The organism is Cupriavidus sp. 21MJTG02-4, assembly GCF_057798975.1.
The window spans coordinates 1-22,153 of the sequence record NZ_JBYOJP010000002.1 but is presented as its reverse complement, the minus strand read 5'-3'; the positions used below and the strand labels follow the sequence as shown (position 1 = coordinate 22,153).

The following is a 22,153-nucleotide window of genomic DNA, read 5'->3' as shown; positions in this document are numbered from 1 at the left end:
TCAGAAAGAGAAATTCTTCAATGCTTCCGGCATGCCCTGCGCCATCGCCTGCTGTTCCTTGGCGGCGTATGTCGCGGCATCCCAGACTTCGAAATGGCTGCCCATGCCGAGCAGCATGACTTCCTTGTCGAGCATGGCGGCACCGCGCAGCTCCGGTGCAATCAGCACGCGGCCTGCGCCGTCCATCTCCACGTCGGCAGCGTTGCCCAGGAAGATGCGCTTCCACCAGTGCGCATCCATCGGCAGCGCCGCAATCCGTTCCCGGAAAACTTCCCACTCGGGCCTGGGAAACAGCAGCAGGCAGCCGTCCGGGTGCTTGGTCAGCGTCACCCGGCCCTCGGCCTGCTGTTGCAGCGCTTCCCGGTGCCGCGACGGAATGGACATCCGCCCCTTGGCATCCAGCGAGAGCGCCGATGCTCCCTGAAACAAGCTCGCCCCCCGGTCCCGACCGGCTTCTGCCTAGCCGGCACGTGCGTGAATCGCTCAGTTCCCGACCCTGTGGATCATCCCACGGGAAGGGCTCAATTTCACACAAAAATACACTTCCTCACACTATTTCCCACTTTAGAGGAAGCAATTTCGCGGGTCAAGGCTCGTTGCAGGGCAACAAACCGGGATTCTCGAATCAGAACAAAGACTTAGCGCGCAAACCGACACGCACGCAGAAGCGAATCCTTAATGAAATGAAGATCTTAGGGAGGAAAGCAGAGAAACCACCTGAGAACTACCGGGGGAGGAACTGCCGACGGTGCGGGAAAGACCGGCCCGCGACCGTGGGGAAGGATACAACATTCGCCAGACATGGCCGCCGAAAAGGGGCCGGCATCGGGCTCTTGCGAGAGTCAGATCCGGTAGGCGGCCGTGGTCATCACGCGCGACGCACCGCGCATCAGCGCGCGCACCGGGGCGGGCAACGGCACGCCACCGGCAGCGCGGGCGGCATCGCCATGGCGGATCTCGTCGTCGCGCATCTGCTCAAGGATGACGCGCGAGCGGCCGTCCGCGTCAGGCAGGCGTTCAAGGTGGCCGCTCAGGTGCTGCTCGACCTGGTGTTCGGTCTCGGCCACGAAGCCCAGGCTGACGCGGTCGCCGGCGCGTCCGGCCAGGAAGCCGATGGCAAACGCGCCGGCATACCAGAGCGGGTTCAGCAAGCTCGGCCGCGAGTCCAGTTCGCGCAGACGCTCGGCGCACCAGGCGAGATGGTCTTCTTCCTCGCGCGCGGCGGCGTCCATCTGGGCCCGCACGTCACCGTTGCGCGCGGTGAGTTTCTGCGCCTGGTACAGGGCCTGCGCGCAGACCTCGCCAACATGGTTGATGCGCATCAGGCCAGCCACGTGGCGGCGCTCGTCGGCACTGAGTTGGCCGTCGTCCGGCGCCAGCCGGTCTGCCGGGTTGGAACGGCCCGAACGCGTGGCGCCGGAGATGGCGCGCAGTGCCATGTCGAATTCGCGGATGAAGGTGTCCATGCGGGAAAGCGAATAGAGCAGAGAAATCAAAAGAAAGGCAGGCAAATGGGCCCGAAATTTCCTCACAGCCAGCGCGAACATGCCGCCGCACAACCGGCGCAAGCATCGGGATTACCCGCATTGTAGCAAGCCTCTAACTCCCGCCAACCCATGCCAGGCCTCGCTATTTACCCAAAAGTACACAAAAACCCTGAGTTGTTAAAAGAAGACAAAGGGCATTGGCACCAGATAGTGAATTTAGGGTTGTTTGTTACAGTACTTCGCAACTTCTTACGAAGTTTGGCAATAGGGAATGGAGACCGTAGGAGGTTTCCCCGTTGACCACATAACAATCATTAGTGGAGATCCTGGAGCATGAAAAAATCGCTTATCGCGATGGCGGCATTGGGTGCCTTTGCTGGTGCGGCACAAGCACAATCGAGCGTGACGCTGTACGGCGTGGTGGACGCCAATATCGAGTACGTTAATAACGTTGGCGTCGTGCCCACTGCAGCCAACGGCTTCAATCGTGGTCCGTCCCATTCCGTTACCCGCATGGACCCTGGCGGCCTGTCCGGGTCGCGCTGGGGCTTGCGCGGCACGGAGGACCTCGGCGCCGGCCTGAAGGCTGTGTTCGTGCTTGAGAGCGGCTTCAGCAGCGACACGGGCGGCCTCCAGCAAAGCGGCCGCCTCTTTGGCCGCCAGTCTTTCGTGGGTCTGCAAAGCGACAGCATCGGGCAGTTCACCTTCGGTCGCCAGTACGTCGCGATGTTCGACGCCCTGGCTAACTTCTCGCCGACCGCCTATGCCACCCAGTACGAGCCAGTCGTACTGCAGCAAGGTCCGAACTACCGCGAGGACAACACCATCAAGTACACGGGCAAGTTCGGCCCGTTCACCGCCGGAGCCCACTGGTCGTTCGGCACGGGCGTAGCCTTGCCGGCAACCGTCGGCGTGGCAACGCCGATCGGTGGCAACGGTGAAGTCCCGGGCGCGTTCCGTCGCGATACCGGCTACGGTGCGGCTGTCACCTACCTTGGAGGCTCGTTCGGCGCAACCATTGGCTACGACCAGTGGAATCCGACCATCGGTACCGGCAACGGCACCGTCAAGAAGGCTTCGGTCGCTGGCAGCTATTCGTGGGGTCCGGCCAAGATCATGGGCGGTTACCGTTGGGGCCAGCAGAAGAACAACGCAGACGTGCTGATCCAGCGTGACGACTTCTTCTGGGTCGGCGCCAACTACCAAGTCACCCCGTCTGTCGGCCTGACGCTCGAATACAACTACGACAACATCAAGAGCCTGTTCGGCGACACGCACGTTGCCAACCCGTGGCAAATCGCCTTCGTTGCGAATTACGCCTTCTCCAAGCGCACCGATGTCTACCTGAGCACCGCCTACGCCAGGAACGCTGGCCTCACGATGGAATCCCTGGCCACTACGTACGCCACGAGCCTTTCCCTTGGCCAAAGCTATGCGCTGGCCAATGGTCAGAGCTCGATGTTCGGCGCCGCAGTCGGTATTCGCCACAAGTTCTGATCCAGGACTTCCATGGCATGGCAAAGGCACCTCTTCGGGTGCCTTTTTTCATGAGTGCGTGGGCGACGCATAGGGCATTTCCTCATCGGCGTGGTCACGGGCAGTAACTAGAATGCCCTCACAAGCCAACCAGTCCGCCGGACACGAGAGGAGACAACCATGCAACGCAATCGCCGGCGCCTGATGGCGCTGCTGCTGTCCGGCTGCCTGGCCGGACTGGTCGGCCAGGCGGCCGTGGCGGCCGATCCCTATCCAAACAAGCCGATCCGGCTCGTGGTGCCCTTCGCGGCGGGCGGGACGACCGACATCCTGGCGCGCGCCGTGGCGGCCGAGCTGGCGAAGCTGCCCGGCTGGAACGTGGTGGTGGACAACAAGCCCGGAGCCGGCGGCAATATCGGCGCCGACATCGTGGCCAAGTCCGCGCCCGACGGCTACACGCTGCTGATGGGCACGGTCGGCACGCACGGCATCAATCAGTCGCTGTACAGCAAGTTGCCGTTCGATCCGATCAAGGACTTCGCGCCGATCACGGAAGTGGCCGCGGTGCCCAACGTGCTGGTCATCAACCCGGCCTTCGCCCAGCAGAACAAGATCAACAATGTGCGCGACCTGATCGCCTACGCGCGCGCCAATCCGGGCAAGCTGAACATGGCGTCGAGCGGCAACGGCACGTCCATCCACCTGGCTGGCGAACTGTTCAAGACGCAGACGCGCACCTACATGGTCCACTTCCCGTACAAGGGCAGCGGCCCCGCGCTGACGGACCTCGCCGGGGGCACCATGCAGGTCATGTTCGACAACCTGCCGTCCTCGATGGCGCTGATCAAGGCCGGCAAGCTCAAGGCGCTGGCCGTGACCAGCGCAAAGCCATCGCCGGCCCTGCCCGACGTGCCGACCATCGCCGCCGCCGCGAACCTTCCTGCCTTCGAGGCCAGCTCCTGGTTCGGCCTGCTGGCGCCGGCCGGCACGTCGCACGAGATCATCAGCCGGCTGCAGCATGAGGTGGCCAAGGCGCTGGGCTCGCCGGCCGTGCGCGAGCGCCTGCAGGCCCAGGGCGCGGAGCCGGTCGGCAACACACCCGAGCAGTTCGCGGCGCTGATCAAGGCCGAAACCGCCAAGTGGGCCCAGGTGGTCAAGGCGTCCGGGGCCAAGGTGGACTGAGATAGCGGTTCGAACAGTCCAACCGGCATATACTTGAGGCATCAAATTTCTGGGCAGCCCGCCGGAGCGGGCCGCCCGGTCGCACAACCTGCCATAGAGATGCCCAATCCCTCCACCGCCGGCAATGCCGATGCCGCCCCGGTCGACCTGGAAACCCGCGCCGGCGACACCGTGCATGAAGCGCTGCGCCTGTGGTTGCGCCTGCTGACCTGCACCAACCTGGTGGAAGCCGACATCCGCAGCCGGCTGCGCCAGGACTTCGCCTGCACCCTGCCCCGCTTCGACCTGATGGCCCAGCTCGATCGCCATCCGGAAGGCCTGAAGATGGGCGAGCTGTCGCGCCGCATGATGGTGACCGGGGGCAACGTCACCGGCATCACCGACCAGTTGCAGGAAGAAGGACTGGTCTCGCGCGAGGCCCTGCCTACCGACCGGCGCGCCTACCTGATCCGGCTCACGCCGGCCGGCCGCGAGGCGTTTTCCCGCATGGCGCGCGCGCATGAAGACTGGATCGAGCAACTGTTCGCGGGACTGGCCGATACCGACCGCCGCGCCCTGTTCCGCCTGCTTGGCCGGCTCAAGGCCGGCCTGACTTCGCCATGAAGACCCCACGCATACTGGTCCTGGCCGCCCTGCTGACCGTGCTGGCCGGCTGCAACACGGCGCCGCCCGCGCCGCAGGTCACGCCGCTCAATGCCACCATCAAGCTCGGCCGCGTCACCGAAAAGACTTTCCTGACCCGCATCGATGTCGCCGACAACGCCGGCTACGGCAACTATGGCGGCGTTGGCGTCGGTGCGGTGGGAGGCAGCGGTGGCGGCGGAGGCGGCGTGGGCGTCGGCTTCTCGTTTGACCTCTCGCGGCTGTTCAACCGGCCGCCGCCGCAGCAGCAGATCGACCTGTTCCAATACAAGGTGCGCACCCTCGATGGCACCATCGCCTCGGTCAATGCCCCGGCCGTTCCCGGGCTGGAGCCGGGTGCCTGCGTGCGGCTGATCTACCCGGACGGCAGCAGCGAACCCCGCATGGCGCCATCAAACGAGTGCTGAACCACGCGTGCAAAGCAATACGGCCTCCCTCAACAGCGTGAGGGAGGCCGTTCCGTTTATGCCTTGGGCCTGGGTCAGGCCGCCGCCTGGCGCGTATCGCGCAGTTCGCGGCGCAGGATCTTGCCCACGTTGGTCTTCGGCAGCTCCGTGCGGAATTCCACGTACTTGGGCCGCTTGTAGCCGGTCAGCCGTTCCTTGCAGAACTCGATCACGTCCGCCTCGGTAAGGGCCGGGTCCTTCTTCACCACGTAGAGCTTCACCACCTCGCCCGAGTGCGTGTCTGGCACGCCCACGGCCGCGACTTCCAGCACGCCGGGGCATTCGGCCGCCACGCCTTCGATCTCGTTCGGATAGACGTTGAATCCCGACACCAGGATCATGTCCTTCTTGCGGTCGACGATCTTCGTGTACCCGCGTTCGTCCATCACGCCGATATCGCCGGTCTTGAAGAAGCCGTCGGGCGTCATGACCTTGGCGGTCTCGTCCGGACGGTTCCAGTAGCCGGCCATCACCTGCGGGCCGCGGATGCAGATTTCCCCGGGCTGGCCGAGCGGCACGTCGCGGCCGTCATCATCGCGGATGGCGACATCGGTCGACGGCAGCGGCAGGCCGATGGTGCCGGAGAACGCCGTGCTGTCGGTCGGGTTGCAGGTCGCCGAAGGCGAGGTCTCGGACAGGCCGTAGCCCTCGATGATCGGGCAGCCGGTCTTGGCCAGCCACTGCTTGGCCACGGCTTCCTGCACCGCCATGCCGCCGCCATTGGCCACGCGCAGTCCCGAGAAATCGACCTTGCCGATTTCGGGGTTGTTGATCAGCGCGTTGTACAGCGTGTTGACCGCCGGGAACATGTGGAACTTGTATTTCTGCAGTTCCCTGATGAAACCCGGGATGTCGCGCGGGTTCGGGATCAGCACGCTCATGCCGCCATTGCGCATGCCCAGCAGGCAGCAGACCGTCAGCGCGAAGATGTGGTACAGCGGCAGCGCGGTGATCGTGACCACCTGCTCGATCGGCGCGCCCTTGTTCAATGCCGGCTGCATCCACGCTTCGGACTGCAGCACGTTGGCCACGACGTTCCGGTGCAGCAGCTCCGCGCCCTTGGAAACGCCAGTGGTACCGCCCGTGTATTGCAGGAACGCGACGTCGTCCGGGCCGGTCGTGGCAGGCTGCAGCGTGAGCTTGCGCCCTTCCGCCAGCACGGCGTTGAAGCGCGCGCAGTTGGGCAGTTCCCACTCCGGCACCATCTTCTTGACGTTGCGCACCACGAAATTGACGATCGCGCCCTTGAGGCCACCCAGCATGTCGCCCATGCTCGCGACCACCACGTGCTTGACCGGCGTGCGCGCCAGCACCTGCTGCAGCGTGGTGGCAAAGTTCTCGAGGATGACGATGGCTTCGGCGCCGCTGTCCTTGAGCTGGTGCTCCAGTTCGCGCGGGGTATAAAGCGGGTTGACGTTGACCACGACAAACCCGGCGCGCAGCACGGCGGCCAGCACCACCGGATACTGCAGCACGTTCGGCATCATGATCGCCACGCGCGCGCCCGGACGCAGGCCGCGCGACTGCAGCCACGCGGCGAAGTGCGTGGACATCCGGTCCAGCTCGCCGTAGGTGATGGCCTTGTCCATGCAGACGAAGGCGCGGCGGTTGGCATAGGTGCGGAAGGAATGCTCGAGCAGCTGCGCAAGCGAGGGAAACTGGCTGGCATCGATGTCGGCGGGTACGCCGGCCGGGTAGTGTTTGAGCCAAAACCTGTCCATGACACCGTCTCCTGATTTCTGAATGGTCGTTCGATTTTTCGGGAATGCTAAACGGCGCCCCGTATGAAAACAACACGTTAGATGAAGTCCTCAGGGGCCGGGCCAGCGCTCAGGAGGATTATGCGCCACCGCGACAGTGCCGGCCACGGGATAACCCTGAAACCGTACTCAGGCGGGCAGGACCAGCTTCATCATGTTGGAGGCCAGCTCCCTGGCCAGCGCGTCGGGGTCCATGCGGCCCGGCTGGTGCCAGGTGTACATGAAGCCGATCACGCTGCCGATCGAATGCGCTGTGACGCGTGCATCGCCGAACGCGAATACGCCCTCGCGCTTGCCTTCCTCGAGCAGCGTGTAGAGGCCCCGATAAAACTCGCGCGCCATGCTGTCGAGCCAGGCCACCGTCTCGGGCTTGAGGTACTGGTTGTCGCGGAAACTCAGCGTGGCGGCGACATGGCACGACACGCAGCGCCGCGCCATTTCGAGCAGGCAGGCATTCAGCCGTTCGCGGACCGGCAACGACGGATCGGCCGTCTCGCGGATCACCGGCAGGCAGGTCTGTGCCGATTCGCGGCACAGGATGTCGAAGATCTCGTACTTGTCCGTGAAATAGTAGTAGACCGCCGGCTTGGTCACGCCCAGCGAGCGACAGAGGTCGTTCATGGTCATGCCGGGATAGCCCTTGGTGTAGAAGAGCTGCGCCGCCGCGTCCAGGATCTGGCGGCGACGGGCTTCCTGGCGCTCGGCGATATGCGGGCGGGCCGGCGTGTCTTCGGCCGCCGCTGCGGGTTTCGGTGCAATCGACATGTTTCAATTCTCGCACGCCGCCAAGGCCGCGCCATCCCTCCAGACCGCGGGGTAGGCGCCTGCCGTCAGGACGACCACCCTCGGGCTTCGGCCGATTGGCGCCTGAGCGCGCCCGCTCAGTGGTCGGAACGGACGCTGCCGGGCGCACGCTCCTCGGCGTTCAGCGTCCCGGTATTCACGGCCGGCGGCGCGAGTTTGCGCAAGGCCTCGTGGCGCTTGTCCGGCGGCAGGTCGCCGATGCGGGCCGCCTCGGCATAGAAACGCGTCCAGTCGCCGCCCACGCTGTCGAGCAGCGCCGTGAAGGCCGGCACCCATTGCTGGTACGTGGCCACGGCGGCCAGCTGCGCGTTGGTCAGCGGCTGGTCGAACCAGCGGTCGTAGCCGCTGTAGCCGCCCCACTCCACGCGCAGCCTGGCGTACTGGCTGCGCAGGCTGTCGAAGATCTCGGCCTTGCCCTGGCGCTTGGCTTCGTCGCTGGCATTCGAGCGGTACAAGGCATCGAGCCGGTCGCGCGTGTCCAGCAGCAGCGAGCGGAACTGTCGGCGCCGGCTGTCGTACAGCCGATAGCTGGCACGCGCATCGTCCGACGCGTCGTCATGCAGCCAGTGCCCCACGCCGGCGATTTCCACCGCGGTCGCGAAGGATTCGTTGAACGCCGTGTCGTTGCGCACATAGACGACCTGGTGCGCGAGTTCATGGAAGATCATGCGGGCCAGTTCGCCTTCGGGCAGGTAGACGAAGGTGTTCAGCAGCGGATCATCGAAATAGCCCAGCGTGGAATAGGCCGGAATGCCGGCCACGTAGGCTTCCAGGCCTTCGCGGCGCAAGCCGGCGGCATAGTGCTCGGCATCGCCCTGTGCGTAGTAGCCGCGATAGCTGATGCAGCCGACGATGGGGAAACACCACTGGTGCAACGACATCGACAGCTCGGGCGTGGCGAACACGCTCCAGACCACGTAGGGACGGTGCAGGTTGGCGTAGCGGCGATAGCTGCCGTTGTCGGGCAGCTTCAGCTCGCGCGAGGCGTAGTCGCGGATGCGGCGCGCCAGCGCCAGGCGCTGGGCCAGGCGTGTGTCATTGGAAGCGTGTGCGCCGGCAATCGCCTCATCGAGCGACTGCGCCTGCGCCATCACGCCAAGGTGGCCGCCGATGGACTGGTAGTAGTAGCCGACCGTATCGCAGCCGGCCACCGCCAGCGCGAGCCCCGCCGCGACCAGGATGCCCGCCGCGCGCAGGCGGCCCCGCTTCCCGTCCATCACCGGATCAGGAGACCGCGGCCACCGCCTGGCTGGCTTCGTGGCACGCTTCGACCTCGACCAGGCAGTCATAGAACACCGGCGCGCGGCCCAGGTCGGTTAGCCGCTGGCTGGTCAGCTCGTTGGCGTTCTTGCCGTCGGGCGCCAGCTTCTTCCACCAGATCGACAATCCCACCACCAGCCCGCGCCGTGCGCGGTCGGTCACGCGCGCCCGCGCCAGCATGCTGCCGCGGTCATTGAAGGTGCGCACGCGGGCCCCGTTGACGATGCCGCGCGCGGCGGCATCGTCGGGATGGATGTCCAGGTGCGGCTCGCCCTCGGTCGCGCGCAGGCTGTCAATGTTGACGAAGGTGCTGTTCAGGAAATTGCGCGCGGGCGGCGAGATCATCGCCAGCGGATACCTGCCGGCAAGATCGGGCGCCGAAGACGGTGCCTCGTACGGCGCCACGTAGTCGGGCAGCGGATCAAGGCCCGCGCTGCGCATGGCCTCGGAATAGAACTCGCACTTGCCCGAGTCGGTCGGGAACCCGCCATGCGCGAACGGCGCCGCCGGCAGCGACAGCTTCTGCCAGCCTTGCGCCTTCAGCGATTCCCACGTAATGCCCTGCGCACGGGCGTCGCCGGGGACGATGGCCTGCGCGGCGATCTGTTCATCGCTGTCGGCAAAGCATGGATCGTCGAACCCCATGCGCTGCGCCAGCCGGCGGAAGATCTCGGTGTTCGGCAGTGCCTGCCCCATCGGCTCGATGGCGGCGTTGTTCGCCAGGAAGTAGGTATGCCCGTAGGCCTTGTGCACGTCCACGTGCTCCAGCTGCGTGGTCGCGGGCAGCAGGATGTCGGCATAGTCGGCCGTATCGGTGCGGAACTGCTCGAGCACCACCGTGAACAGGTCTTCGCGCGCGAAGCCTGCGGCCACCTTGCTCGATTGCGGCGCCACCGCCACCGGGTTGCTGTTGTAGACCACCAGCGCCTCGAGGCGCGGATGGCCAGGGCTCCCCGCATCGAGCAGCGCATCGCCGATCGTGCTCATGTTCACGGTGCGCGGCAGGCGCGGTCCGGGTAGCAAGTCTGGCCGCTGCAGGGCGCGCTCGTTGATCGGGAAGAATCCCGAGGTCGACAGCTGCAGCCCGCCCGCCGGATGGCGCCATGCGCCCACCAGCGACGGCAGGCACGCCACCGCGCGCACCGCCTGGCCGCCGCCGTGCACCCGCTGCATGCCGTAGTTCAGGCGAATGGCCACCGGCTGGCGCTCGCGCACGGCCAGCGTGCCGTAGAGGCCGGCCAGCCATTCGATGTCTTCCACCGCAATGCCGCAGATCTGCGCGGCACGGGCCGGCGAATAGGCCTGCGCGCGCTCGCGCACCGCGTCGAAGCCCAGCGTGTGCTGCGCGATGTAGTCGTGGTCGAGCAAGCCATCGCGGATCAGCACGTGCATGATGGCCAGCGCCAGCGCGCCATCGGTGCCCGGCATCGGCGCGATGTGGCGGTGGCACTTCTCGGCGGTCAGCGAGCGGTACGGGTCGATCGCGACCAGCGTCGCGCCGCGGCGCTTGGCTTCCTGCGCACGCGTCCAGAAATGCAGGTTCGAGGCGATCGGGTTGCCGCCCCAGATGATCACCAGCTTCGCGTCGACGACGTTTTCCATGTCCATGCCGACGCTCGCGCCATAGGTATAGCGCAGCGCCGTGGCGCCGGCGCTCGCGCAGATGGTGCGGTCCAGCAGCGAGGCGCCGAGCTTGTGGAAGAAGCGCGCCGCCATGCTCTCGCCCTGCACCAGTCCCATGGTGCCGGCGTAGCTGTACGGCACGATCGCCTGCGGGTCGCGTGCGGCAATGGCCTTGAGCCGCGTGGCCACCTCGTCCAGCGCCGCGTCCCAGGAAATCGGCTCGAACTTGCCTTCGCCCTTGCGCCCGACGCGGCGCATCGGCGTCAGCAGCCGGTCCGGGTGGTAAGTGCGCTCGGTGTAGCGCGACACCTTCGTGCACAGCACGCCCTGCGTGCCGGGGTGGTCCGGATCGCCGCTGACCTTGGTGGCGCGGCCGTCCTCGACCGTTACGAGCAAGGCACAGGTGTCGGGGCAGTCATGCGGACAGGCGGCGCGGACGATGCGGGAAGCCATGGAATCTCCGGGGCGGGGGGCGAGAAGGTGAAAGCCAGACTGGCGCTGGAATGGAGTCGGGGGCGATGGCCTTGAGGGGTGGGCCCGATGCCCGTCGATGCCGGGAGCCCCCCGGCCGACGAGGCAGTTTCTGGATCGGATTGTATTCGATTATGATGCAGCGGCGCGTTCCGGTCCTGGCCGGAAATGTCCCGAAGGCCACCCATCGCCACGCAGCCGGAAACGGCTTGCGCAGGCATGTGGAGAGTCCGGGAAGCCCGACGCCAGCGCAGACCGGCCCGGGTGGTGCATAGGTATCCAACCTGACTTTTTAACGGGGTTCCATGTCCGATCTGAACGGGGTCAAGGCCAGGCATTTCGCCGGCCTGCTGATGGCATGCGCCATTGGCTTTTGCGGCGCATCGGGCGCCGCCATCGCAGCGGAAGCCGGCGTGACGGCCGACACCATCGTGCTGGGCCAGTCAGCCGCACTGAGCGGGCAGACCGCGGCGCTGGGCAAGCAGATGGGCGCCGGCGCGCGCCTGTACTTCGAGTCCGTCAACCGCCAGGGCGGCATCTACGGCCGCCGCATCGCATTGCAAACGCTGGAGGACTACAACGAGCCGGAAACGGCGGCGGCCAACACGCGCAAGCTGATCGGCGAAAGCCACGTCTTTGCCCTGTTCGGCTATGTGGGCACCGACAATGCGGAGGCATCGCTGCCGGTCGCGGCCCAGGCCGGCGTACCGTTCTTCGCGCCCTACAGCGGCGCTCAGTCGCTGCGCGATCCGCGCGCGGGCAACATCTTCCATGTCCGTGCCGGCTTCAACGAGGAAACCGCCGCCATCGTCCGCCAGATCCGCACCACCGGGCTCAAGCGCGTGGCCGTGGTCTACAACGACGACGCCTACGGCAAGGCTGGCCTGGATGGGCTGGCGCGTGCGCTGCAGGCATCGCCCGACAGCAGCGTGCAGATCGTGGCGCGTGAAAACGTGGTGCGCAACACCGTCGAGATCGGCGATGCCATGCAGGGCACGATGAAGGCCAGGCCCGACGCAGTGGTGCTGATCAGTGCCTATCGCACCGCCGGGGCCTTCGTGAAGGAAGCACTGCGCCGCGGCTACACCGGCCAGTTCTACAACGTGTCCTATGTCGGCACGCAGGCGCTGGCGCGCGAACTCGGCCCGCAGGGCAGCGGCGTGATCATCTCGCAGGTCATGCCGCACCCGGGCAATGCCACGCTGCCGGTGGTGCGTGAATACCTGCGCCTGCTGCAGGCGACGGGCAAGCCGGATGAATTCGACTACGTCGGCATCGAGGGCTTCATCGCCGCCAAGGCGTTCACGGAAGGCCTGCGCCGCGCGGGCAAGGACCTGACGCGCGAACGGCTGGTGGCATCGCTCGAGGGCATGCGCAATGTCGACCTGGGCGGCTTCATCGTCAACTTCACGCCCGAGAACCACGTAGGGTCGAAGTTCGTGGAGATGACGATCATCAACTCGAAGGGGCAGGTGATTCGCTGAGGGTTGGGGAAGCTACGCCATGTCGTTCAAATGGCATGCCGAGAGCCGCCCCGGCGCAATCTCCTTCAGCAACGGCTGCTCCGCCGTGCACCGCGGCATCGCATGCGGACAGCGCGGATGGAAATGGCAGCCCGTGGGCGGATGCAGCGGCGAGGGAATCTCGCCGCGGATCGCCACATAGGTCTTCTTTCCGACTTCGAGCTTCGGCGCTTCCGCCAGCAATGCCTGCGTGTACGGATGGTTGGGGGCGGCGAAGACTTCCTCGGTCGGCGCCGATTCCACCACGCGGCCCAGGTACATGATCACCACGCGGTCGCTGATGTGCTTGACCACGCCGAGATCATGGCTGATGAAGAGGTAGGTCAGGTTCAGTTCCCGGCGCAGGCGCATGAACAGGTTCAGCACCTGCGCCTGGATCGATACATCGAGCGCCGCCACCGATTCATCGCACACCAGGAATTCCGGCTTCACCGCCAGCGCGCGGGCAATGCCGATGCGCGCGCGCTGCCCGCCCGAGAACTGATGCGGGAAGCGGCGCAGCACGGTCGGGTCCATCCCCACGCGCACCAGCATGTCTTCCACATAGGCCTTCTGCTCGCCGCGCGCAACCATGCCATGCACGACCGGCGCCTCGCCGACGATATCGATCACGCGCAAGCGCGGATTGAGCGACGCATACGGGTCCTGGAAGATCATCTGGATCGCGAGTTGTTTCTCGCGGCGCTTCTCCGGCGGCAAGTGGTCAAGGTTGGTGCCACGCCACAGACGCTCGCCTTCGGTCAGCGTGTGCAGGCCGACCGCCATGCGGCCCAGCGTGGACTTGCCACAGCCGGACTCGCCGACGAGCCCCACCACCTCGCCCTCCCCGATGCTCAGGTCGACCCGGTCGACTGCGTGCACGACCTCTTCGCGCGCATGGGCGCCGAACAGGTTGGCGATACGCGCCGCGATATCCAGCGATTTGACGAAGCGCTTGGAAACGCCGCGCAGTTCCAGCAGCGGTGCCGGCGGCGTAGCGGGCTGCGATGGTCGGTCGGTCATGGCAAGGGTATCCAGGTCCGTTTCGCTCATGCGGCCTCCTGCCGGGACATCACCGGATGGAAGCACCGCAGCCGCCGGCCGTCGGCCGCGGTCTCCAGCAGTGGCTCGGTCTTGCAGATTTCGGTGGCATAGGGGCATCGCTCGCGGAACGAGCAGCCCCCGGGCAGGTTCAGCAGCGACGGTGTCATGCCGGGGATCTGCTTCAGCGGCGCGCCACGCGGGTTGCGCGACGGTGCCGAGCCGATCAGCCCGTGCGTATAGGGATGCTCCGGATGTTCCAGCACCTGGCGCACATCTCCGGATTCGACGATCCTGCCGGCATACATCACGCACACCGAATCGGCCAGGCCCGCAACTACCGACAGGTCGTGGGTGATCCAGATCAGCGCCGTGCCCGATTCGCGGCATAGCGTCTGCATCTCGTAGAGGATCTGGCCCTGGATCGTCACGTCGAGCGCCGTGGTGGGTTCGTCGGCAATGATCAGGTCGGGCTTGTTCAGCAGCGCGATGGCAATCGCCACGCGCTGGCGCATGCCGCCGGAAAACTGGTGCGGATACGCCAGCAGCCGCTCGTCCGGCGAGGGGATGCCCACGCGCGCGAGCGCATTGCGGGCGCGCTCCCGAGCGGCCCCCTTGCTGATCCGGTCGTGCGCCATCACCGCCTCGATCATCTGCGTATCGATGCGCAGGACCGGGTTCAGCGTCATCATCGGGTCCTGGAAGATCATGGCGATGCGGTTGCCGCGCACGTCGCGCTGCTGGGCGGGTGTGAGCGCGCGCAGGTCGCGCGTGACGCCGTCGCGGCTGGTCAGCGCAATGCGGCCGTCGACCACTTTGCCCGGCGCGTCGATCAGGCCCATGATCGAATAGCCCGTCATCGACTTGCCCGAGCCGGATTCCCCGACCAGGCCCATGATCTCGCCACGGCCGACGGTGAACGACACGTCGTCCACCGCCTTGGCAATGCCGCCGCGCGTGAAGAACTGCGTCTTGAGGTGTTCCACCACCAGGGTTGGCTGTGCCATGTTGCGCTCCCTCCCCTATTGCGTCTGCAGGCGCGGGTTCAGCACGTCGCGCAATTGGTCGGCCACCAGGTTCATGGCCACGATGGTCACAACGAGCGCGATACCCGGGAAAAAGCTGATCCAGTACTTGCCCGACAGCATGTACTGCTGGCCATTGGCGATCAGGGAGCCCAGCGAAGGCTCGGTGATCGGCACCCCCAGCCCCAGGAACGACAGCGTCGCCTCGAGCGTGATGGCCGATGCCACCTGCAGCGCCGCGATCACGATCAGCGGCGGCAGGCAGTTGGGCAGCAGATGGCGGAACATGATGCGCCCCGGTGGCAGGCCCAGGCACGTGGCGGCCTCGATATATTCCTTGCGGCGTTCCACCAGTGCCGCGCTGCGCGTGGTGCGCGCGTAGTAAGCCCACTGGACCGCTACCAGCGCGATCACGATATTGCCGATGCCGGGGCGCAGGAACGCCAGCAGGATCAGCGCCAGCAGGATCGGCGGAAACGACAGCTGCAGGTCGGCCACGCGCATGATGAAGGCTTCGGTGCGTCCGCCCAGGAAGCCCGCAAGCAGGCCCAGCGTGGCGCCGAGCAACAGCGCGATGATCGTGCTGACCACGCCCACGCCGATGCTGATGCGCAGCCCGTACATGACCGCGGACAGGATGTCGCGGCCCTGCTCGTCCGAGCCGAGCAGGAAGGTCATGCCGTTGCCGGCCTGCTCTCCGGGCGCGAGGCGCGCATCGAGCACGTCCAGCGTGGCCAGGTCATACGGGTTCTGCGGCGCCAGCCATGGGGCAAAGATAGCGATCAGGATGATGACGATCAGCGTGATCAGGCCCGCGACGGCGATCTTGCTGGACAGGAATTCGGCGGCGAAGCGGCGCAGCGGCGTCTGCTCGCGCGCGGTCTTCGCTTTGTCTGCGGTGGCGGCAGTCATGGTTCAGCCCTTGTTGTCGGCAATGCGCACGCGCGGATCGAGCATGCTGTAGACAATGTCCACCGCCAGGTTGATCAGGATGAACAGCGTCACGATCACCATCAGGTACGCGACGATCACGGGCCGGTCGAGCAGCTGGATCGAATCGATGATCAGCTTGCCCATGCCGGGCCACGCAAAGATCGATTCGGTCACGATCGCGAACGCGATGATCGAGCCGAACTGCAGCGCAATCACGGTTACGATCGGGATCAGGATGTTCTTGAGCACGTGCACGCCGACGATGCGCGCGTTGGACAGGCCCTTGGCGCGCGCGAACTTCACGTAGTCCTGCAGCATGGCCTCTTGCGTGCCCGCACGCGTCAGGCGAATCACCATCGCGATATTGAGCAGCGACAGCGTCACTGCCGGCAGGATCAGGTGGCGGATGCCATCGACGGTCAGGAAGCTCAGCGGGATGCCAAGCACGCGCACGGTCTCGCCGCGGCCGTTCGAGGGCAGCCAGCCGAGCTGCACGGCAAACACCATGATCAGCATCAGCCCGACCCAGAAGGTGGGCAGCGAAAAGCCCAGGATTGATACCGTCATGATCGACTTGCCCGCGATGCCGTTGGGGCGCAGCCCCGCCCACAGGCCCAGCGGAATACCGAGCACGATGGCCAGCAGGATCGCGAACACTGCAAGCTCCATCGTTGCGGGCATGCGCTCGAAGATCAGCTTGAGCGCAGGCGTGCCGTGCGCGAACGAAGTGCCCAGGTTGCCGTGCAACGCATTCTGCAGGAAGACGAGATATTGCTCCCAGAGCGGCTTGTCGAGCCCGAGCGCAGCGATGGTGCGCCGGATATCTTCCTGGTCCGCCTGCGGATTGATCAGGATGTCGACGGGATTGCCGATGGCAAAGACGCCGAGAAAAACGAGCAGCGACATGATGAAGAGCACGACCACGCTCTGCATCAGTCGCCGGATGATAAAGACCAGCATGTCAGACCACTATCCTTTCGCACACCGTTGCAGGCCGCGCCCGTGCCTGGCGCAGCCTGCATGATGTGCGTTGCCGCGATGACTATCCGCAGGCGACCGGACGGCGCCGCTTATTGCGGCTTGAAGTTGTGCGCATAGGTACGTTCGTCGGTGCGCGGTACATAGACGATACCCTTCTGCGTGGCCCAGGTGGTCACCTGCTGGTGGATCGGGATGATACCGCCGTCGTGGATGGCGATGGCGGTGGCCTCCTGCAGAAGTTTGGAACGCTCGCCGTCATCGACGGTGGACAGCGCCTTCTCGAGCACGACGTCCATCTTCGGGTTGCAGTACTGGCCCCAGTTGGTCGTGCCGAAGCCCTTCTTGCTGTCCTCGCACGCCAGCAGCGCGCGCAACGGCGAGCTGACTTCGCCGGTCTGCGCGCCCCAGCCGAGCAGACCGAACGACCATTCGTGCTTGATGCCCTTGGACGAATACGTGGCCATCGGCATGCCTTCCACCTTCGTCACGATACCGATGCGCGTGAGGTTCTGTGCGATGGTCTGGGCGATCTTCTCGTCGTTGACGTAGCGATTGTTGGGCGTGTGCAGGGTCACGCCGAAGCCATTCGCGTAGCCGGCTTCGGCGAGCAGTTTCTTTGCGCCCTCCGGGTCGTACTTGACGGTCTTGAGGTTCGGGTTATAGCCGAACAGCGTGGGCGGCACGAGGTTGTCGGTTGGCTCGGACAGGCCCTCCATCAGCCGGTCCTTGATGCCCTGCCGGTTGATGGCCATGCTGATGGCATTGCGCACGCGCGCATCCTTCAGCGGGTTCTTGTCCATCGGCTGGCCGTCTTTCGTCGTGACGTAAGGCGACTTGTCGCGCTTGGCATCGAAGTACAGGTAGATCACGCGGTGCGAGATCTTCGAGAAGAACGACAGCTTGGGATCGCTGCGCACCTTCGGCAGGTCCGGCGTCGGCACGTTCTCGATCGCCTGCACGTCGCCGGACAGCAGCGCGGCCAGGCGCGTGGCGGGGTTGGGAATGAAGCGCAGCGTCACCTTGTCCCATGCGGGCTTCGGTCCCCAGTAATCGTTGTTGCGCACCAGTTCGACCCGATCGTCGCGTGCATAGCTGACAAACTTGAACGGGCCGGTGCCGACCATGCCCTTGCCTTGTGCAAAGTCATCCGAGCCGAGCCCCTGGGTCGCCTTCTTCTGCACGATGAAGATCGACGTCAGGTCATTCAGCATCAGCGGATACGGCTGGCTGGTGGTCAGCTGGATGGTGTACTTGTCGATGATCTTCTTGTTGATGATCGCCTTGGTGTAGACGTCGAATTTCCCCGGGCTGTTCTGGATGGTGGCCGGGCGATCGAGCGACCAGGCAATGTCTTCGGTAGTCAGCTCGGAGCCGTCGTGGAACTTCACGCCCTGGCGGATCTTGAACTCCCACGTCAGGTTGTTGACCATCTTCCAGGACTCCGCCAGGCCGGGAATGATGCGGCTGTCGGGGTCCATCTTGATCATCGAGTCGAAGACGTGCTCCGACACGTTGATGTTCGAGAACAGGTTGTAGAAGTGCGGATCCATCGAGGTTGGCGGCGAACTCATGGCAAGCTTGAGATCGGCGGCCTGCGCTGCGCCGGCCAGCGCAAGGCTCATGGCCCCGGCTACCGCGACAGCACCAAATGCCTTCTTGAATGTGCGAAGGGACATCGCGCAATTCTCCCAGGGACAAGTGAAGCAGACGTTAGGATCGGCAATGCGCGCGCGCAGCGATCCTCCACGGGCGCTGCATTCTGGTGCGGTCGGGCATCAGGTGACGACGGTATTGCCGGCCGGGCACTTCAAGCATGAACTGTTCCAGCAGCCAACGAAACGGGGCATTGGGGGAAACCCACCCACCTGTATTGCACTGCGCCATCGCAATGAGGCTTTGCGCCGACGGGAAACCGGCCTGTTTTGGCGCTTTGCGGGCGGGCATCGTATGATCGGGGTATTCAACCGCCCAGCCGCACCGGCTCCTGCACCATGAAGCTCATCCCTGAAATCCTGCAGGCGCAAGCCGAAATCCGCACGATCCGACGTGACATCCATGCGCATCCCGAGCTGTGCTTCCAGGAGCAGCGCACCGCCGATGTGGTCGCGCGCACGCTGGAATCCTGGGGCATCGAAGTCCACCGCGGACTGGGAAAGACCGGCCTCGTCGGCGTGATCCGCCAGGGCAACGGCCCGCGCAGCATCGGCCTGCGCGCCGACATGGATGCGCTGCCGCTGCAGGAGGCCAACACCTTCGGCCACCGCTCGCAGCATGACGGCCGCATGCATGCCTGCGGCCACGATGGCCATACGGCAATGCTGCTCGGCGCGGCGCGCTATCTGGCCGAGCACCGCAACTTCGACGGCACGGTCAACCTGATCTTCCAGCCGGCCGAGGAAGGCGGCGGCGGCGCGCGCGAGATGATCAAGGACGGCCTGTTCGAGCGGTTCCCGTGCGATGCCGTCTTCGGCATGCACAACTGGCCTGGCATGCCGGTCGGCGCATTCGGCACGCGCGCGGGTCCACTGATGGCGTCGAGCAACGAATTCCGCATCGTCGTGCGCGGCAAGGGTGCGCATGCGGCCATGCCGAACAACGGCAATGATCCCGTGTTCACCGCGGCGCAGATCGTCTCGGCGCTGCAAGGCATCATCACGCGCAACAAGCGGCCCATCGACACGGCGGTGATTTCCGTGACGCAGTTCCATGCCGGCGATGCAACCAACATCGTGCCGGACCAGGCGTGGATCGGCGGCACCGTGCGCACGTTTACGCTGCCGGTGCTTGACCTGATCGAGCGCCGCATGGAGGAAGTCTCGCGTGCCGTGGCGGCGGCCTTCGATTGCTCGGTCGAATACGAATTCCACCGCAACTATCCGCCGACCATCAACAGCGCGGCGGAAGCCGAGTTTGCTGCCGGCGTGGCCGCCGCGCTGGTCGGCCCCGAAAGCGTCGATGCGGACGTCGAGCCGACGATGGGCGCGGAGGATTTCTCCTTCATGCTGCAAGAGAAACCGGGCTGCTATCTGTTCATCGGCAATGGCGACGGCACGCATCGCGAATCCGGCCACGGCATGGGGCCCTGCATGCTGCACAACCCGAGCTATGACTTCAACGATGAGTTGCTGCCCGTCGGGTCTACCTTCTTCGTCAGGCTGGTGGAGAAGTGGCTGGCACCGGCCTGAGCGAGCACGACAGCCATGGCGCGCATCGCACTGGATCGAAATACGGCCGATGGTTTTGCCCGGGTGGCGCTGGAGAATATCGGGCGCCGCTATCCGTACAAGCTGGAGCACATGATGACGGGGGCGGGCGAGACGCTGGACCCTGGCGTCCTGCACCCGGTGTTCTGCGGGAGTTATGACTGGCACTCCAGTGTGCACATGCACTGGATGCTGGTCCGGCTTCTGGCGATCTGGCCCGACCTTGACGAGGCATCGCGGATCAGGGCTACGCTGGACCGTCAGTTTCGGCCCGAGGCAATGGAGGCAGAGCTGGCGTACTTCCATCGGCCGGCATCGCGCACGTTCGAACGGCCCTATGGCTGGGCCTGGCTGCTGCGGCTGCAGGCGGAACTGCAGTCCGCCGGCGCGCACGATGCGCAGGCAGCCCGATGGGCCGAATGCTGTGCGCCGCTGGCACGGCATCTGGCTCAGCAGCTTGTCGACTATCTCGATGTGGCGGATTTCCCGGTCCGTACCGGCACGCACTTCAACAGCGCGTTTGCGCTGATCATGGCGCTCTCCTACGCGCGCACGGACCAGCATCACGCTCTGCGCCGGGCCATTGTACGGCGCGCGCATCGCTGGTTTGGCCACGACCAGCACTATCCCGCCCGCTACGAACCTGGCGGCGATGAATTCCTGTCGGGCGGGTTGACTGAGGCCGTGCTGATGCACGCCGTCATGGACGGCTGCGCCTTTGCGGAATGGTGGGGGCTGTTCGCCCCGCCGCGCACGGAGCTGGCGAACTGGCTGACGCCAGTGGCCGTCGCCGATCGCAGCGATCCCAAGATGACGCACCTTGATGGTCTCAACCTGTCACGTGCGTGGTGCTGGCGCATGCTGGAGCCGGCCTTGCCCGAGGACTTGCGGCCGCTGGCGATACGCGCCTGGTCAGACCATATCGAAGCCTCGCTGCCGCAGGCCGTGGGGGGCGGCTACGTCGCGACGCACTGGCTCGCGTCCTTCGCCGTGCTGGCGCTCAGCGAGCCGGTCGGCGGCGCATGACCATCTAGTCCAGCGCGATATCGCCGTACCAGGATTCGGCCTTGCTGCGGGTGTTGTCGGTATCGGTCATGATGCCAACGGCAATGACCCGGCCAGGGTCGGTTCCAAAAGCCTTGCGATAGTCGGCACGCAGGTCGCGCTCGTGACAACGCCATTCATTGGCATGCTTCGTGCCGCTATCCACGACGATCATGCGCACGCGATCAGTATGGGGATTGGACAGGACCGAGCCTTCAGGGCGCTTGCCCCCCCAGATGTACATCAACGTCGCGTAGGGCATTTCGCGGCCCGTCGTCAGGCGCGCCATTTCGTACATGAGCTGATCCTTCAGTGACAGGCTGCCTTTGTCGCCGTCGAACGCGACAAACAGCCGCAGCGGAGAATCTTCGCGCTGGCCTTGGCCGTTGTCCGCGTTGCGGATAATGCCATGGGTTTTCCACGTCCAGCGCAGCATGCCGGCATCACGATCACGCAGAGGCACATAGAGGCCGGAGGCGGAACTGTCAGCCTGGGCGTGCACGACGACGCGCTGATCCACTTCGGCCAGGGTATAGCGAGTGGGCGTCTTGTTGCGATTGATCGTCCAGGGTTGCCAGCCAACTGGCAGCTGGTTCTGCAGGGATGCGGTGGAAAAACGGGGGAGGCGCGCCAGCAGCGGCGGCGGCGCGGCATCGCCATCATCGCCGGCTTCCGCCTCGACGGCTTGCTCGCTGGCTGCGGTCATTGCATCGGATGCCGGCGCATCGGCCGTGCCGTTCTCGGTTGTCGCGACGCGTGCCGCGAAGACCTTGCAGTCGATGGACGACGCGGCTGCCATCGATGCGGAGTCTGGAGGCGGACTGACCTGCGTCGATGCGCATCCCGCCAACGTCAGCGCGACCGCCACGCCAGTCAATACAAGCCGATACGTCCTGGCCGCCATGTGACCCCCTGCTTCCGGAAATCCGCCCGCACTGCTGCTTCGCAGCGGGCGTTGGTATTACGTACTGCTTGCCGCGTATTGCGCGCGGCAGACTGCTTCATCCCGGTTGGCCCGGGACTTGGGATGGACGTTATCAGAAGCCGTACACGCCCGGAATACTCCGGTACCCTCGAATCGTGGGCAAACAACAGCTGGCCGCGCGCTTATGTCGTCCACCAAAGCAAAAACCCCTCGCAGCACATGCTGTCGAGGGGTTTTGCATTGTAAGAGCCTGGCGATGACCTACTTTCACACGGGTAATCCGCACTATCATCGGCGCGGAGTCGTTTCACGGACCTGTTCGGGATGGGAAGGGGTGGTTCCAACTCG

Annotated in this window: 19 protein-coding genes and 1 rRNA gene; 7 read left to right on the top strand and 13 right to left on the bottom strand. The window is 65.3% G+C overall.

Annotation, left to right across the window (positions count from 1 at the left end; all coding sequences use genetic code 11):
- A complete protein-coding gene (gene mraZ, locus AC3FKH_RS03335) occupies positions 1–429 on the bottom strand; it encodes a division/cell wall cluster transcriptional repressor MraZ (RefSeq protein ID WP_483730453.1) in 429 nt (142 codons plus the stop codon).
- A 413-nt stretch (positions 430–842) separates the two neighbouring features.
- Positions 843–1,466, bottom strand: coding sequence for a 2-polyprenyl-3-methyl-6-methoxy-1,4-benzoquinone monooxygenase (gene coq7 / locus AC3FKH_RS03330; protein ID WP_488672932.1), 624 nt, complete (start codon positions 1,464–1,466; stop codon positions 843–845).
- Between the two features lie 354 nt (positions 1,467–1,820).
- On the opposite strand from coq7, the gene AC3FKH_RS03325 reads away from it, so the two are divergent.
- From AC3FKH_RS03325 to AC3FKH_RS03310, 4 genes are all read left to right on the top strand, one after another.
- On the top strand, positions 1,821–2,984 hold the full coding sequence (locus AC3FKH_RS03325) for a porin (RefSeq protein WP_488672930.1): 1,164 nt from the start codon (positions 1,821–1,823) through the stop codon (positions 2,982–2,984).
- Between the two features lie 159 nt (positions 2,985–3,143).
- Complete coding sequence (locus AC3FKH_RS03320) at positions 3,144–4,145, top strand: Bug family tripartite tricarboxylate transporter substrate binding protein (RefSeq protein ID WP_488672929.1); 1,002 nt, start codon at positions 3,144–3,146, stop codon at positions 4,143–4,145.
- Between the two features lie 99 nt (positions 4,146–4,244).
- A complete protein-coding gene (locus tag AC3FKH_RS03315; RefSeq protein ID WP_483709441.1) occupies positions 4,245–4,748 on the top strand; it encodes a MarR family winged helix-turn-helix transcriptional regulator in 504 nt (167 codons plus the stop codon).
- On the top strand, positions 4,745–5,194 hold the full coding sequence (locus AC3FKH_RS03310) for a hypothetical protein (protein ID WP_488672927.1): 450 nt from the start codon (positions 4,745–4,747) through the stop codon (positions 5,192–5,194). Before AC3FKH_RS03315 ends, AC3FKH_RS03310 begins: the two co-directional genes overlap by 4 nt.
- A gap of 74 nt (positions 5,195–5,268) precedes the next feature.
- Here the strand turns inward: AC3FKH_RS03310 and AC3FKH_RS03305 are convergent, their stop codons facing one another.
- From AC3FKH_RS03305 to AC3FKH_RS03290, 4 genes are all read right to left on the bottom strand, one after another.
- The gene (locus AC3FKH_RS03305; RefSeq protein WP_488672925.1) at positions 5,269–6,954 is read right to left on the bottom strand and encodes a long-chain fatty acid--CoA ligase; all 1,686 of its coding nucleotides are present in this window, start codon (positions 6,952–6,954) and stop codon (positions 5,269–5,271) included.
- A gap of 168 nt (positions 6,955–7,122) precedes the next feature.
- The gene (locus tag AC3FKH_RS03300; protein ID WP_488672924.1) at positions 7,123–7,758 is read right to left on the bottom strand and encodes a TetR/AcrR family transcriptional regulator; all 636 of its coding nucleotides are present in this window, start codon (positions 7,756–7,758) and stop codon (positions 7,123–7,125) included.
- Positions 7,759–7,874: 116 nt separating this feature from the next.
- A complete protein-coding gene (locus AC3FKH_RS03295; RefSeq protein WP_488672922.1) occupies positions 7,875–9,014 on the bottom strand; it encodes an aminopeptidase in 1,140 nt (379 codons plus the stop codon).
- Between the two features lie 7 nt (positions 9,015–9,021).
- Positions 9,022–11,133, bottom strand: a complete 2,112-nt coding sequence (locus AC3FKH_RS03290) for a molybdopterin-containing oxidoreductase family protein (protein WP_488672920.1) — start codon at positions 11,131–11,133, stop codon at positions 9,022–9,024.
- A 323-nt stretch (positions 11,134–11,456) separates the two neighbouring features.
- Between AC3FKH_RS03290 and AC3FKH_RS03285 the strand changes: the two genes are divergently transcribed.
- On the top strand, positions 11,457–12,635 hold the full coding sequence (locus AC3FKH_RS03285) for an ABC transporter substrate-binding protein (protein WP_488672918.1): 1,179 nt from the start codon (positions 11,457–11,459) through the stop codon (positions 12,633–12,635).
- A 12-nt stretch (positions 12,636–12,647) separates the two neighbouring features.
- Here AC3FKH_RS03285 and AC3FKH_RS03280 read toward each other — a convergent pair whose 3' ends face one another.
- The 5 genes from AC3FKH_RS03280 to AC3FKH_RS03260 form a co-directional block, all read right to left on the bottom strand.
- Entirely contained in the window at positions 12,648–13,706 is a 1,059-nt protein-coding gene (locus tag AC3FKH_RS03280) for an ABC transporter ATP-binding protein (RefSeq protein ID WP_488672917.1), read from the bottom strand.
- A complete protein-coding gene (locus AC3FKH_RS03275) occupies positions 13,703–14,701 on the bottom strand; it encodes an ABC transporter ATP-binding protein (RefSeq protein WP_488672916.1) in 999 nt (332 codons plus the stop codon). Before AC3FKH_RS03275 ends, AC3FKH_RS03280 begins: the two co-directional genes overlap by 4 nt.
- A 15-nt stretch (positions 14,702–14,716) precedes the next feature.
- Complete coding sequence (locus AC3FKH_RS03270) at positions 14,717–15,631, bottom strand: ABC transporter permease (protein ID WP_488672914.1); 915 nt, start codon at positions 15,629–15,631, stop codon at positions 14,717–14,719.
- Positions 15,632–15,634: 3 nt separating this feature from the next.
- Complete coding sequence (locus tag AC3FKH_RS03265) at positions 15,635–16,612, bottom strand: ABC transporter permease (RefSeq protein WP_483709454.1); 978 nt, start codon at positions 16,610–16,612, stop codon at positions 15,635–15,637.
- A 110-nt stretch (positions 16,613–16,722) separates the two neighbouring features.
- A complete protein-coding gene (locus AC3FKH_RS03260) occupies positions 16,723–18,309 on the bottom strand; it encodes an ABC transporter substrate-binding protein (protein ID WP_488672913.1) in 1,587 nt (528 codons plus the stop codon).
- 315 nt (positions 18,310–18,624) lie between these two features.
- On the opposite strand from AC3FKH_RS03260, the gene AC3FKH_RS03255 reads away from it, so the two are divergent.
- Together AC3FKH_RS03255 and AC3FKH_RS03250 are read left to right on the top strand one after the other, a co-directional pair.
- Positions 18,625–19,818 carry a M20 aminoacylase family protein gene (locus AC3FKH_RS03255; protein ID WP_488672912.1) on the top strand — a complete coding sequence of 398 codons (1,194 nt, stop codon included), beginning with the start codon at positions 18,625–18,627 and terminating at the stop codon, positions 19,816–19,818.
- 15 nt (positions 19,819–19,833) lie between these two features.
- Positions 19,834–20,862 carry a DUF2891 domain-containing protein gene (locus AC3FKH_RS03250; RefSeq protein ID WP_488672910.1) on the top strand — a complete coding sequence of 343 codons (1,029 nt, stop codon included), beginning with the start codon at positions 19,834–19,836 and terminating at the stop codon, positions 20,860–20,862.
- A gap of 4 nt (positions 20,863–20,866) precedes the next feature.
- Here AC3FKH_RS03250 and AC3FKH_RS03245 read toward each other — a convergent pair whose 3' ends face one another.
- Entirely contained in the window at positions 20,867–21,784 is a 918-nt protein-coding gene (locus AC3FKH_RS03245; protein WP_488672909.1) for a DUF3047 domain-containing protein, read from the bottom strand.
- Positions 21,785–22,053: 269 nt separating this feature from the next.
- A 5S ribosomal RNA gene (gene rrf / locus AC3FKH_RS03240) occupies positions 22,054–22,153 on the bottom strand; the annotation flags it as partial.